The organism is Variovorax sp. PvP013, from assembly GCF_050435945.1.
Lineage (GTDB): Bacteria > Pseudomonadota > Gammaproteobacteria > Burkholderiales > Burkholderiaceae_C > Variovorax.
Genome location: NZ_JBNDLF010000001.1, coordinates 1,261,666 through 1,275,224, shown reverse-complemented (window position 1 = coordinate 1,275,224; position 13,559 = coordinate 1,261,666). Strand labels below are relative to the sequence as shown.

The window sequence follows — 13,559 nt, the reverse complement described above, 5'->3', positions numbered from 1 at the left end:
CTCGCTGCAAGCATCACAAAGGCATCGTTCGCGGTGCCTTTTTCGCATCTGAACCACGGCGGCCGCGCATCCCGCGCGGTCCGTCGCGACCCATCGCACTCATCGGAGACACCGAACATGACCTACCGCGCCCCGCTCGAAGACATGCTGTTCGACATGGAACACCTCGCCGGTCTCGACGCCATCGCCGCGCTGCCGGGCTTCGAGGACGCCGGCCTGGAGACTGCGCGCGCCGTGCTGGCCGAATGCGCGCGTTTCACCCAGGACGTGGTCGCGCCGCTGAACGTGGCGGGCGACCGCGAACCCTCGTCGTTCAGGGACGGCGTGGTCACCACCACGCCCGGCTTCAAGGACGCCTTCGCGCAGTACACGGCGGGTGGCTGGCAGGGGCTGCAGCACCCGCTGGACTTCGGCGGCCAGGGCCTGCCCAAGACCATCGGCGCGGCCTGCGCGGAGATGCTCAACGCGGCCAACATGAGCTTCGCGCTGTGCCCGCTGCTGTCTGACGGCGCCATCGAGGCGCTGCTCACGGCCGGCTCCGACGAGCTGAAGTCGACCTACCTCGGCAAGCTGGTCAGCGGCGAGTGGACCGGCACCATGAACCTCACCGAGCCCCAGGCCGGCAGCGACCTCTCGCTGGTGCGCACGCGCGCCGAGCCCGCGGGCGACGGCACATACAAGGTCTTCGGCACCAAGATCTACATCACCTACGGCGAGCACGACATGGCCGCCAACATCGTGCACCTGGTGCTCGCGCGCGTGGCCGGCGCGCCCGAGGGCGTCAAGGGCATCAGCCTGTTCGTGGTGCCGAAGTTCCTGCCCACGGCCGACGGCGCGCCCGGCGAGCGCAACGACGTGCATTGCGTGAGCATCGAGCACAAGCTGGGCATCAAGGCCTCGCCCACGGCCGTGCTGCAGTACGGCGACCACGGCGGCGCCATTGGCTGGCTCGTCGGCGAGGAGAACCGTGGCCTGGAGTACATGTTCATCATGATGAACGCGGCGCGCTATGCCGTCGGCGTGCAGGGCGTGGCGATCGCCGACCGGGCCTACCAGCATGCCGTGGCGTACGCCCGCGAGCGCGTGCAGAGCCGCCCGGTCGACGGCTCGGCCAACGCGAGCGTGGCGATCATCCAGCACCCGGACGTGCGGCGCATGCTCATGACCATGCGCGCGCAGACCGAGGGCTGCCGCGCCATGGCCAGCGTCGCCGCCGCCGCCTACGACGCCGCGCACCACCACGCCGACGAGGAAGCGCGCAGGCAGAACGCCGCCGTGCACGAGTTCCTGGTGCCGCTGGTCAAGGGCTACGCGACCGAGATCAGCATCGAGGTTGCCTCGCTGGGCGTGCAGGTGCACGGCGGCATGGGCTTCATCGAGGAGACCGGCGCGGCGCAGTACCTGCGCGACGCGCGCATCCTGACGATCTACGAGGGCACCACCGCCATCCAGGCCAACGACCTGGTCGGACGCAAGACCGCGCGCGACGGCGGACGCACGGCGCGCGCGCTGGCCGAACGCATCGCGCGGACCGAGGCGGAACTCGAGGCCGATGGCGGCGAGGCGGCGCTGGCCGTGCGCGCGCGCCTGCGGGCCGCGCGCGAGGCCTTCGTCGAGGTGGTCGACTTCGTGGTCGCGCAGGCCAAGGCCGCGCCCAACGCCGTCTTCGCGGGCAGCGTGCCCTACCTGATGCTGGCGGGCAACCTGGTGGCCGGCTGGCAGCTGGCGCGTTCGCTGCTGGTGGCCCGGACGCTGATCGAGACCGGGACCGGGGCCGAATCGGCCTTCATGCACGCCAAGATCGCCACGGCGCGCTTCTACGCCGAGCACATCCTGAACAAGGCGCCGGGCGTGCGCGACAGCATCGTCCACGGCGCCGACAGCGTCACGGCGATGGCGCTGGACGCGTTCTGACATGTCGACTTCCTCTCCCTCCGGGAGAGGGCGGGGGTGAGGGCCGGCTGCGGTCATCGAGGTGGCAGCGCATCCACCGCCCGCGGCCCCTCACCCCACCTCTCCCCGGAGGGGAGAGGAGTCGATCCGGACACGACGGCGTTGAGGGAGCTGACGCTGTTCTTCGTCGCACGACGCTACCCGCTGTCGCCCGTTCGACCCCCACCCGCCACCCCGCGCCCTATAACCCTTTCCTTCCCCTGAACGGAGTTCCCATGTCCCGACTGCCTCCCGTGCTCGCCCACCTGACGCTGCCCATCATCGGTTCGCCGCTGTTCATCATCAGCAACCCGAAGCTGGTGATCGCGCAGTGCACGGCCGGGGTGGTGGGGTCGATGCCGGCGCTCAACGCGCGGCCGGCCTCGCTGCTCGACGAGTGGCTCGCCGAGATCACCGAGGCCCTGGCCGCGCACGACCGCGCGCACCCCGACCGGCCGGCCGCGCCCTTCGCCATCAACCAGATCGTCCACAAGAGCAACGACCGGCTCGAGCACGACATGGAACTCGTCGCCAAGTACAAGGTGCCGATCGTCATCACGTCGCTGGGGGCGCGCACCGACGTCAACGAGGCGGTGCACGCCTACGGCGGCGTGACCCTGCACGACATCATCAACAACGCCTATGCGAGGAAGGCGATCGAGAAGGGCGCCGACGGCCTGATCGCGGTGGCCGCCGGCGCCGGCGGCCATGCGGGCGTGAAGAGCCCGTTCGCGCTGATCCAGGAGATCCGCCAGTGGTTCGACGGCCCGGTGGCGCTGTCGGGCTCGATCGCCACCGGCGACGCCGTGCTGGCCGCGCAGGCGATGGGCGCCGACTTCGCCTACATCGGCACCGCCTTCATCGCGACCGAGGAAGCGCGCGCGAGCGACGACTACAAGCGCGCCATCGTCGAGGGCAGTTCCGACGACATCGTCTATTCCAACCTCTTCACCGGCGTGCACGGCAACTACCTCGCGCCCAGCATCGTGGCCGCCGGGCTCGACCCGGCCAACCTGCCGCAGGGCGACCTGAAGACCATGAATTTCGCCGCCGGCGAGGGTTCCAAGGCCAAGGCCTGGAAGGACATCTGGGGCTCGGGCCAGGGCATCGGCGCCATCGGCGAGGTGACGAGCGCGGCGGCCTACATCGACCGGCTCAGGCGCGAGTACCAGGCCGCGCGACAGCGGCTGGCGCTGTAGGCGCGGCGGGGTCTCCCGGCGCGGCGGCATCACCGGCGGCGCGGCAGGGCGATGCCGGGCCGTCTCGCGGTTGTGCGGATAATTCCGCCCCATGAGCGGCAATACATTCGGAACTCTCTTCGCAGTCACCAACTTCGGTGAATCCCACGGTCCCGCGATCGGCTGCGTCATCGACGGCTGTCCGCCGGGCCTGGCGCTCTCGGAGGCCGACATCCAGGGCGACCTCGACCGCCGGCGCCCCGGCACCAGCCGCCACGTCACGCAGCGCAACGAGCCCGACGCGGTGCAGATCCTCAGCGGCGTCTACGAGGGCCGCACCACCGGCACGCCGATCGCGCTGCTGATCCAGAACACCGACCAGCGCAGCAAGGACTACGGCCAGATCGCCCAGCAGTTCCGCCCCGGCCACGCCGACTTCACCTACTGGAAGAAGTACGGCATCCGCGACCCGCGCGGCGGCGGGCGCTCGTCGGCCCGGATGACGGCGCCGATGGTCGCGGCTGGCGCGGTGGCCAAGAAATGGCTGCTGGAGAAATACGGCACCGTGTTCCGCGGCTGCATGACGCAGATCGGCGAGGTCGCCATCCCGTTCGAGGACTGGGCGCACGTGCCGCGCAACCCGTTCTTCGCCCCGGTGGCCGACGTGTCGCACCTGGAGGCCTACATGGACGCCCTGCGCAAGGCCGGCGACTCCTGCGGCGCGCGCATCCGCGTGACGGCGCAGCACGTGCCGGTCGGCCTGGGCGAGCCGCTGTTCGACAAGCTCGACGCCGAGATCGCCTTCGCCATGATGGGCATCAACGCGGTCAAGGGCGTGGAGATCGGCGCCGGCTTCGCCAGCGTCGCCCAGCGCGGCACCACGCACGGCGACTCGATCACGCCCGGGGGCTTCGCCACCAACAACGCCGGCGGCGTGCTCGGCGGCATCAGCACCGGGCAGGACCTGGAGGTGGGCATCGCCATCAAGCCGACCAGCTCGATCATCAGCCCGAGGCAGTCCATCGACGTCAACAACCAGCCGGTGGAGGTGGTGACCAAGGGCCGCCACGACCCCTGCGTGGGCATCCGCGCGACGCCGATCGCCGAGGCGATGCTGGCGCTGGTGGTGATGGAGCACGCCCTGCGCCAGCGCGCTCAGTGCGGCGAATCGGCCGCCGCCGGCGGCACCGCCGATGCCGGACGGCTCCAGGCGTCGTTCCTGTAGCGGCACTTTTTCCACGACGGCGGGCTCCGACACGCTCGCCGGTCGCGATGCCCGTCCGCCGGTCGCCGCTCCTTCCTTCTCGAAACGGACCTCCCGATGTTCTCCATGCCGCCCGCCACCCAGGCGCTGATCCTCAGCTGCGTCGCCGTCTTCGTCCTGCAGTCGCTGGGCGTCGACGGCCTCGCGGCCTTCGCGCTGTGGCCGTGGGATTCGGGCGGCTTCCTGCCATGGCAGCCGGTGACCTACGCCTTCCTGCACGGCGGGGTGTCGCACCTGGTGTTCAACATGTTCGGCCTGTTCATGTTCGGCGCCGAGCTCGAACGCGTCTGGGGCGCCAAGCGCTTCCTCGTCTTCTACTTCGCCAGCGTGCTGTGCGCGGCCCTGGCGCAGCTGGCGGTGGCGGCCTGGAGCGGCAGTCCCAATCCCACCATCGGCGCCTCGGGCGGGCTGTTCGGCCTGCTCGCGGGCTTCGCGATGCTGTTCCCCAAGCGCACCATCGTGCCGCTGATCCCGCCGATCCCGATGCCGGCCTGGCTGTTCGTGGTGCTCTACGGCCTGGTCGAACTGACCCTGGGCGTGACCGGCAGCATGAGCGGCGTGGCGCACTTCGCGCACCTGGGCGGCATCCTGGGCGGCTGGCTGACCCTGCGCTACTGGCGCGGGCAGATTCCGTTCGGCAGCCGGCGCTGAGGTCGACGACGGGTTGAAGTCCGGCCGGTCGCCGCCACCATCGGAGATCGCGACCCGACCATCCGGCCGGTTCGAACCCCATCCCACCGGAGTCCCGCGCCATGGCCACCCCCCTCAAGATCGATTTCGTCTCCGATGTCTCGTGCCCCTGGTGCGCCGTCGGCCTGGGGGCGCTCGAAGCCGCCCTCGCGCGCGTCGCGCCCGACGTCCGGGCCGAGCTGCATTTCCAGCCCTTCGAACTCAATCCGCAGATGGCTGCCGAAGGGCAGGACATCGGCGAGCACCTGCACGGGAAGTACGGCTCCACCCCCGAGCAGCAGGCGCAGATGAGCGAGACGATCCGCCAGCGCGGGGAGGCGGTCGGCTTCACCTTCACGCCCGGCGCCCGCCGCCGGGTCTACAACACCTTCGACGCGCACCGGCTGCTGCACTGGGCGGAACTGGAGGGCCTGGAACGCCAGCACGCGTTGAAGAAGGCGCTGCTGAAGGCCTACTTCACCGACGGCCTCGATCCGTCGGACCCCGAGACGCTCGTCCGGCTGGCGGGCGACGCGGGACTCGATGCGGCGAGGGCCCGCGAGATCCTGGCGGGCGATGCGTACGCCGATGCCGTGCGCGAGCGCGAGCGGCTCTACACCGACGCCGGCATCCACTCGGTGCCCGCGATCGTCCTGAACGACCGCCATCTGATCTCCGGCGGCCAGCCGGTCGAGGTGTTCGAGCGCGCCCTGCGCCAGATCGCCGGAGCGCAGCCGTCGCAGGTGGTGTCGGCCTGAGCGGGACGGGGACGCGACCGGAGCGTGGCCCGGTTCGCGCGCCGCCGACGCGGCGTCACCCGCCGCGCGCTGCCGTGCGCTTCTTCCCGATAGCGTGGATGATCGCCGGCACCTCGGCCGACAGCTCGCGCGCCAGGTAGCCCAGCGGCCCGTGGCGGCGGCCGAGCGCGTGGCCGGCGCGCGCGTGCAGCAGCACGCCCCAGGCGCTGGCCTGCAGCGGCGACAACCCGCGCGCCGCCAGCCCGCCGATCAGGCCGGCGAGCGTGTCGCCCGAGCCCGACGTCGCCAGGCCCGGCGTGCCGCCGTCGAAGCGCCAGGCGCCTTCGCCCGGTTGGACGATGAAGGTCTCCGCGCCCTTGAGCGCCACGCAGGCGTTCCAGCGCCCGGCGGCTTCGCGCGCGGCGCCGAGCGGATCGGCGCAGACCGCCTCCTTGGTCAGGCCCGTGAGGTGCGCCATCTCGCCGGCGTGCGGCGTCAGCACCACCGGCTGGTCGAAGGCGCCGTCGCGCGCCACCGACATGGCATAGGCGTCGAGCACGACGACGGCCTCGCGCAGCAAGGGCAGCAGGCCGCGCACGAAGGCGACGCTGCGCTTCTCGTCGAGCATGCCCGGCCCCAGCACCACGGCACCGACCCGGGACGCCACCGACTCCAGCGTCGCGCAGCCCCTGGCCAGCAGGCCGCCACCCTTGTTCTCGGCCAGGGCGATCACGCGCGCTTCGGGGATCGCCAGCGCCAGGCCGAGCGCCACGCGCTCCGGCGCCGCGATGGTCAGCTTGCCCGCGCCGGCGCGCAACGCGGCGACGGCAGCCAACAGCGCCGCGCCCGGGATCTCGTGGCTGCCCGCCACCACCAGCACGTGGCCGCGCGTCTCCTTGTCGGCCGCGCCGTCGGGCGCCGTGAGCGGCCAGTGGGCCAGCGCGGCATCATCGATGGGCCTGGCGGCCGGCTTCGCGACGGCCGGTGCGCGGGTGCGGGTTTTCGCGGCGGTGACCGGGACCGGTGCGGCGGCGCGGCGCGGCCGTGCGGGCGCGGTCATGGCTTGGGCGAGGTCTGCGCGTCGGGCGCGCTGGTCACCGGCGTCGCGGCCTCGCGCAGCGGCGCCAGGAAGTTCACCAGGTCGAGCGTCATGACGTCGTCCTGGTCGGCGGGGCTGTCGTCGGGGCGGGCGCGGTAGGAGGTCACGGCGCAGTTGGGCACGTCGCCCTGGCGGTCGATGTCGAGGATCCGGTGCTCGTCCATGTGCTCCATCAGGTAGCGCATGCAGTTGACGATCACCTGGTGGCCCACCACCAGCACGCGCTGGCCGGCGTACTCGCGCGTCACCATCTCCAGCAGGCTGCGCAGGCGCAGGATGACGTCGCACCAGCTCTCGCCGCCGGGCGGTCGGAAATAGAACTTGCCGACGTGGCCGCGCTGCTCGTCGAGCTCGGGGTGCTTCTGCTGGATGCCGAAGCGCGTGAGCCGGTCGAGGATGCCGAACTCCTTCTCGCGCAGCCGCTCGTCGATGCGCAGGCGCACGCCCCGGTCGGCGCCCAGGCCGGCGCTCTCGGCCAGCAGGCGGGCGGTCTCGCGCGCCCGCACGTAGGGCGAGCACAGGATGACCTCGGGCTGCTCGTCGCGCGGCAGGCGGCCGAACCAGTCGCCCACCGCCGTGGCCTGCTTGACGCCCAGGTCCGACAGCGGCACGTCGATGTCGCGCCAGGCGAGATCGATCACCGGCAGGCCGCCCGACTCCGCCGCATCGCGCGCGACGTTGCCGGCGCTCTGGCCGTGGCGGATGAGCCAGAGCGTCCGTGGCCAGGAGGTGGTCGACACGGCGGGAGCGGACGAGGACGAGGTGGAGGAGAGAGAGGCGGAGGAGGAGGGCATCGGATCATGATAGGAAGCGACCCCGGGCCTTTCCGTAGGCCGAGGCCGCCGGCTTTCACAGCGCGTTACGGCCCGTGGGCCGGTCCCGGTTTTAATCGGGTTGTCATCCAACCACGGACCCGCCCCATGCCCGAGCGTCATTCATCCGATTTCAGACCCGTGCCCGAGCCCTCGCGCGGCGTCGGCGGCGTGCTGCTGGTCCTCGCGATCCTGGCCGGCGCCGCCGGCTTCGCCTGGTGGCACTGGTTCCGCCCGCCCGTGGCGCCGGTCGACGCCACGCCGCCGGCGGCCAGCGCGCCCGATCAGCCCGCCGCCGAGGCGCCGCCGCCCGCGCCCGAGCAGGCCGTCGGCCCGCAGAACCCGATCGACACGCTCGCCCCGCCCGAGGCGGCGCTGCCGCGCCTGAACGATGCCGACGCGCGCGTCACGACGGCACTCGGCGAACTGCTCGGCGGCGCGAAGTCGCTGTCGTTCCTGCAGCTCGACGGCTTCGTGCGGCGCGTGGTGGCCACGGTGGACAACCTCGTGCGCCCGCAGGCGGCGGCGCGCATGTGGCCGGTGCAACCCGCGCCCGGCCGCTTCACGGTGGCCGGCGGCGCGGGCGGTGCCCCGGCGACGATCGACCCCGCCAACGCGGCACGCTACGGCACCTTCGTCGCCTTCGCCGAAGCGGTGAACGTCGAGCGCGCCGCGGCGCTCTACGCCCGGCTCTATCCGCTGTTCCAGGAGGCCTACGAGGAACTGGGCTACCCGGGCCGCTACTTCAACGACCGCCTGATCGCCGTCCTCGACCACCTGCTGCAGGCGCCCGAGCCCGAGGGCCCGGTGGCCGTGACGCTGGTCGAGGTCAAGGGCGAGTACGCGACGCCCCGGCCCTGGACGCGCTACGAGTTCGTCGACCCGGAACTGGAATCGCTCTCCAGCGGCCAGAAGATGCTGGTGCGCATGGGCGTGGCCAACGAGCGGCGGCTGAAGGCGCAGCTGGCGGCTTTCCGCGCGCGCATCGCCACGGGCGCGGTGGCCACCAGGCGCTGAGGGCGCGCCGGCCACGCCCGACGGGCGCCCGCCCTCATTCCGCCTCGGCGTAGGCCTCGACGGGCAGGCAGCTGCAGAACAGGTTGCGGTCGCCGTAGACGTTGTCGACGCGGCCCACCGGCGGCCAGTACTTCGCCGAGCGGAGCGCGGCCACCGGGTAGGCGCCGAGTTCGCGCGCGTAGGGGCGCGTCCACTCGGTCGTCAGCAGGCTGGCGGCGGTGTGCGGCGCGTGCTTGAGCGGGTTGTCGTCCTTCGGCCAGACGCCTTCCTCGACGCGGCGGATCTCGCCCCGGATGGCGATCATGGCGTCGACGAAGCGATCGAGCTCGGCCAGCGGCTCGCTCTCGGTGGGCTCGACCATCAGCGTGCCGGGCACCGGGAAGCTCAACGTCGGTGCGTGGAAGCCGTAGTCGATCAGGCGCTTGGCGACGTCCTCGGCGGTGATGCCGCACTGCTTGGCGATCGGGCGCAGGTCCAGGATGCACTCGTGCGCGACGTGACCGTTGGGGCTGGCGTAGAGCGTGGGGTAGTGGTCGACCAGGCGCGCGCTGACGTAGTTGGCGCTCAGGATGGCGGTCTCGGTGGCGGCCTGGAGGCCGTCGGCGCCCATCATGCGGCAGTACATCCAGCTGATCGGCAGCACCGCCGCGTTGCCCAGCGGCGCGGCCGAGACGGCGCCGACGGCGTGTTCCGGCCGCACGGCGGCGTCCGGGTTGGCGCTCGCGTGGCCCGGCAGGAAGGGCACCAGGTCGGCCACCACGCACACCGGGCCGACGCCGGGTCCGCCGCCGCCGTGCGGGATGCAGAAGGTCTTGTGCAGGTTCAGGTGGCTGACGTCGCCGCCGAACTCGCCCGGCGCGGCCACGCCGACCAGCGCGTTCATGTTGGCGCCGTCGACGTACACCCGCCCGCCGTGGGCGTGCACCAGCTCGCACAGCTCCTTCACGCGGGTCTCGAAGACGCCGTGCGTGCTGGGGTAGGTGATCATCACGGCGGCCAGGTCGGCGGCGTGCTTCTCGCAGGCGCGCTTCAGGTCGTCCATGTCGACGTTGCCGTTGGCGTCGCAGGCCGTCACCACCACCCGCATGCCGACCATCTGGGCGCTGGCCGGGTTGGTGCCGTGCGCCGACGACGGGATCAGGCAGACGTCGCGCCCGCCGTCGCCGCGCGAGGCGTGCCAGGCCTTGATGGCCAGCAGGCCGGCGTACTCGCCCTGCGAGCCGGCATTGGGCTGCAGGCTGATGCCGGCATAGCCGGTGGCCTCGCAGAGCCAGGCGCGCAGCTGGCGGTCGAGCTCGGCGTAGCCCTGGAGTTGGTCGGCCGGCGCGAAGGGGTGGATGTCGGCGAACTCGGGCCAGGTGACGGGGATCATCTCGCTGGTCGCGTTGAGCTTCATGGTGCAGCTGCCCAGCGGGATCATGCTGCGGTCGAGCGCCAGGTCCTTGTCGGAGAGGGATCGGATGTAGCGCAGCATCGCCGTCTCGCTGCGGTGCGTGTTGAACACCGGATGCGTCAGGAACGCGCTGGTGCGGCGCAGCGCCTCGGGGATCATGGGTGCGGCGTCGGCGGCCAGCGCCTCGAAGCGCGGCATCGCCACGCCCGCGGGCACGAACAGCGCCCACAGGGTCTCGATGTCGGCGCGCGTGGTGGTCTCGTCCAGCGAGATGCCCAGGTGCCGCTGCAGGCGGTGGCGCAGGTTGACGTTCGCGGCCTCGGCGCGCGCGACGATGGCGTCGGTGGCGTCGCCGGTCTTCACGGTCAGGGAGTCGAAGGCGGTGTCGTCGACGGTCTCGAAGCCCATCTGCGCCAGGCCCCGGGCCAGCAGGGCGGTCAGAGTGGCGACGCGCCGCGCGATGCGCGCGAGGCCGTCGGGGCCGTGGTAGACGGCGTACATGCTCGCCACCACCGCCGGCAGCACCTGCGCCGTGCAGATGTTCGACGTCGCCTTCTCGCGGCGGATGTGCTGCTCGCGCGTCTGCAGCGCCAGGCGCAGGGCGGGCGCGCCGTGCGCGTCGACGCTCACGCCCACCAGCCGGCCGGGCAGCGAGCGCTTGTAGGCGTCGCGGCAGGCCAGGTAGGCCGCGTGCGGGCCGCCGTTGCACATCGGCATGCCGAAGCGCTGGGTGGTGCCGCAGACGATGTCGGCGTCCCATTCGCCCGGCGGCGCGAGCAGGGTCAGCGCCAGCAGGTCGGCCGCCACGCACAGGGCGGCGTCGTGGCGGTGGGCGAGGTCGGCCAGCGCGCGCAGGTCGTGGATCGCGCCGGTGGTCGCCGGGTACTGGGCCAGCGCGCCGAAGAAGCCGCCGGCTTCCATCAGCTGCGGCAGCGACTGCGCGGCGGTGCTGACCCGCAGCTCGATGCCCAGCGGCGCGGCGCGCGTACGCAGCACCTCGATGGTCTGCGGATGGCAATCGCCCGCCACCAGGAAGACGGCGCTCTTGGCCTTCACGCTGCGGCGCGCCAGCGTCATGGCCTCGGCCGCGGCGGTGGCCTCGTCGAGCATCGACGCGTTGGCGATCGCCATGCCCGTGAGGTCGCACACAATGGTCTGGAAGTTGAGCAGGGCTTCCATGCGGCCCTGCGAGATCTCGGCTTGGTAGGGCGTGTAGGCCGTGTACCAGGCCGGGTTCTCCAGCACGTTGCGCAGGATCACGCCGGGCGTGTGCGTGCCGTAGTAGCCCTGGCCGATGAAGTTGCGCGCGACCTTGTTCTTGGCCGCCATGGCCTTGAGTTCGGCCAGCGCCTCGGCCTCGCTCGCCGCGCCGGGCAGGTCCATCGGCCGCGTGCGGCGGATGGCCGCCGGCACGATGCCGTCGATCAGCTCGGCGCGCGTGGCCGAGCCGATCGCCGGCAGCATGCGCGCCTCGTCGGCCGGCGAGATGCCGATGTGCCGGGGGATGAATTCACCGGCGGTGTCGAGGTCGGTCGGGAGAGAGAGGTCGTGGGAAGGCATGGCGGGTGGACTTCAGCTTGCGGAGAATTCGTCGTAGGCGGCCGCGTCCAGCAGGGCGTCGACCTGCGCGGCATCGGACAGCTTGACCTTGAAGAACCAGCCGGCGCCCAGCGGGTCGCTGTTGGCCAGGCCGGGATCGGCGCGCAACGCCTCGTTGACCTCGGTGACCTCGCCCGAGACGGGCATGAAGACGTCGGCGGCGGCCTTGACCGACTCGACCACGCCGGCGACCTCGCCCTGCGCGTAGGTGGCGCCCACCTCGGGCAGGTCGACGAACACCACGTCGCCCAGCGCGTCCTGCGCGTGGACCGTGATGCCGACGGTGGCGGCGTCGGCGCCGGTGGTCTCGACCCATTCGTGGTCTTTGGTGAACTTGACGGTCATGGGGAAGGCTCCTGAGAAAGAGAGGGAACGAAAGGAAAGGGAAGGGGAAGCGTAGCGGGGCCGGCGATGGCGGGTCGACGCTCGGGAATCGGCGGCGGGCGGTCGATGCCGCGGATCAGCCGCGGAAGTAGCGCGCCGGCACGAAGGGCAGCGGCACCACCTCCATCGGCACCGCCTTGCCGCGCACGCGCGCCTGCAGCCGGGTGCCGGGCGCGGCCAGCGCCTGGGGCACGTAGCCCATCGCGACGGGTCGGTCCACCGTGGGTGCGAGCAGGCCGCTGGTGACCTGGCCGATGGTCTGGCCGTCGGTCGATTCGAGCGGCGTGCCGTCGCGCACCGGGATGCGCTCCAGCGCGACCAGGCCGACGCGGCGGCGCGCGTCCGGCTCGCCGCCGGCCGCGTCGAGCTGCGCCAGCACCCGCCCGGCGCCGGGGAAGCCGCCGGCGCGCGCGCCGCCGGTGCGCCGCACCTTCTGCATCGCCCAGCCGAGCGCGGCCTCGACCGGCGTCGTCGTGCGATCGATGTCGTGGCCGTACAGGCACAGACCGGCCTCCAGCCGCAGCGAGTTGCGCGCGCCCAGGCCGATCGGCAGCACCTCGGGCTCGGCCAGCAGCGCGCGGGCGAGCGGCTCGGCGTCGGCGGCGCGCACCGAGATCTCGAAGCCGTCCTCGCCGGTGTAGCCGCTGCGGGTGACGAAGGCGCCGATGGCCGCGTCGCCGGCGCCGATGCGCACCGCGCCGCCGGTCATGAAGACGAAGCGGCCGATGCCGGGCGACAGCCGCTCCAGCACGGCCGCGGCCTGCGGGCCCTGCAGCGCGAGCAAGGCGTGGTCGGGCAGCGGCTGCACCTCGCAGCGCGCGCCGATGCGGGCCTGGAGGTGCGCGAGGTCGGCCGCCTTGCAGGCGCCGTTGACGATGACGAAGAGCGAGTCGCCGCCCTCGTTGAAGAACATCAGGTCGTCGAGGATGCCGCCGTCGTCGTCGAGCAGCAGGCCGTAGCGCTGCCGACCGGGGGCCAGGCCGACGACGTCGACCGGCATCAGCGTCTCGAAGGCGGCGGCGGCGTCGGCGCCGACGAGGCGCAACTGGCCCATGTGCGAGATGTCGAACAGGCCGGCGGCCGTGCGGGTGTGGCGGTGCTCGGCGACCAGGCCGGCGGGGTACTGCACCGGCATCGAGTAACCGGCGAAGGGCACCATGCGGGCGCCGAGCGCGACGTGCAGGTCGTGCAGCGGGGTGGTGCGCAGCGCGCCGGCGTCGGCGGCTGCGGCTGCGGCTGCGGCGGGCGCCACGGTGGCGGGGGAGGGAGCGGGAATGGCGGTCATGGGACGCTTTCCGTTGAACGAGGGGCGGATCGAATTCCACGGCTCGCAAGCCGTGGGCCACCCCTGCTGTCCGCTCTACCTGAGAGATTCGCCCCGCCTGGAAAGGCTCGGGGTTTGCTCCTTCGGTGGACCGGCTCCGTCGCCCTCGGGCGCGCTCCGGTCTCTCTCCAGCAAGGCAACGCCCGCGTGA

General features: G+C 72.4%; 11 protein-coding genes and 1 riboswitch. Of the genes, 6 read left to right on the top strand and 5 right to left on the bottom strand.

The genetic code is table 11. The annotated features are described in order from the left end of the window. Positions 1–117 precede the first annotated feature (117 nt). The 5 genes from ABID77_RS06070 to ABID77_RS06050 all read left to right on the top strand — a co-directional run bounded on the left by ABID77_RS06070 (position 118) and on the right by ABID77_RS06050 (position 5,801). Positions 118–1,914 carry an acyl-CoA dehydrogenase gene (locus ABID77_RS06070; protein ID WP_429592292.1) on the top strand — a complete coding sequence of 599 codons (1,797 nt, stop codon included), beginning with the start codon at positions 118–120 and terminating at the stop codon, positions 1,912–1,914. Positions 1,915–2,168: 254 nt separating this feature from the next. Next, entirely contained in the window at positions 2,169–3,131 is a 963-nt protein-coding gene (locus ABID77_RS06065) for an NAD(P)H-dependent flavin oxidoreductase (protein WP_429592289.1), read from the top strand. Positions 3,132–3,222: 91 nt separating this feature from the next. Then, on the top strand, positions 3,223–4,335 hold the full coding sequence (gene aroC, locus ABID77_RS06060; protein ID WP_429592286.1) for a chorismate synthase: 1,113 nt from the start codon (positions 3,223–3,225) through the stop codon (positions 4,333–4,335). Positions 4,336–4,431: 96 nt separating this feature from the next. Then, entirely contained in the window at positions 4,432–5,025 is a 594-nt protein-coding gene (locus ABID77_RS06055; protein WP_429592283.1) for a rhomboid family intramembrane serine protease, read from the top strand. A 101-nt stretch (positions 5,026–5,126) separates the two neighbouring features. Further along, on the top strand, positions 5,127–5,801 hold the full coding sequence (locus ABID77_RS06050) for a DsbA family oxidoreductase (protein WP_429592281.1): 675 nt from the start codon (positions 5,127–5,129) through the stop codon (positions 5,799–5,801). A 55-nt stretch (positions 5,802–5,856) separates the two neighbouring features. Here ABID77_RS06050 and ABID77_RS06045 read toward each other — a convergent pair whose 3' ends face one another. Both ABID77_RS06045 and ABID77_RS06040 read right to left on the bottom strand, forming a co-directional pair. After that, a complete protein-coding gene (locus ABID77_RS06045) occupies positions 5,857–6,840 on the bottom strand; it encodes an NAD(P)H-hydrate dehydratase (protein WP_429592278.1) in 984 nt (327 codons plus the stop codon). Then, positions 6,837–7,673, bottom strand: coding sequence for a histidine phosphatase family protein (locus tag ABID77_RS06040; RefSeq protein ID WP_429592275.1), 837 nt, complete (start codon positions 7,671–7,673; stop codon positions 6,837–6,839). Before ABID77_RS06040 ends, ABID77_RS06045 begins: the two co-directional genes overlap by 4 nt. Positions 7,674–7,799: 126 nt before the next feature. On the opposite strand from ABID77_RS06040, the gene ABID77_RS06035 reads away from it, so the two are divergent. Next, positions 7,800–8,708: a DUF3014 domain-containing protein gene (locus tag ABID77_RS06035; RefSeq protein ID WP_429592273.1), complete on the top strand. Its 909-nt coding sequence runs from the start codon at positions 7,800–7,802 to the stop codon at positions 8,706–8,708. A gap of 34 nt (positions 8,709–8,742) precedes the next feature. On the opposite strand, the gene gcvP is transcribed toward ABID77_RS06035, so the two are convergent. The 3 genes from gcvP to gcvT form a co-directional block, all read right to left on the bottom strand. Next, positions 8,743–11,661: an aminomethyl-transferring glycine dehydrogenase gene (gcvP, locus tag ABID77_RS06030; protein WP_429592270.1), complete on the bottom strand. Its 2,919-nt coding sequence runs from the start codon at positions 11,659–11,661 to the stop codon at positions 8,743–8,745. A 12-nt stretch (positions 11,662–11,673) separates the two neighbouring features. Then, a complete protein-coding gene (gene gcvH / locus ABID77_RS06025) occupies positions 11,674–12,045 on the bottom strand; it encodes a glycine cleavage system protein GcvH (RefSeq protein ID WP_429592268.1) in 372 nt (123 codons plus the stop codon). A gap of 115 nt (positions 12,046–12,160) precedes the next feature. Next, positions 12,161–13,369, bottom strand: a complete 1,209-nt coding sequence (gene gcvT, locus ABID77_RS06020) for a glycine cleavage system aminomethyltransferase GcvT (RefSeq protein ID WP_429592265.1) — start codon at positions 13,367–13,369, stop codon at positions 12,161–12,163. Positions 13,370–13,425: 56 nt separating this feature from the next. Continuing rightward, positions 13,426–13,550: riboswitch (glycine riboswitch) on the bottom strand. Positions 13,551–13,559: the final 9 nt, after the last annotated feature.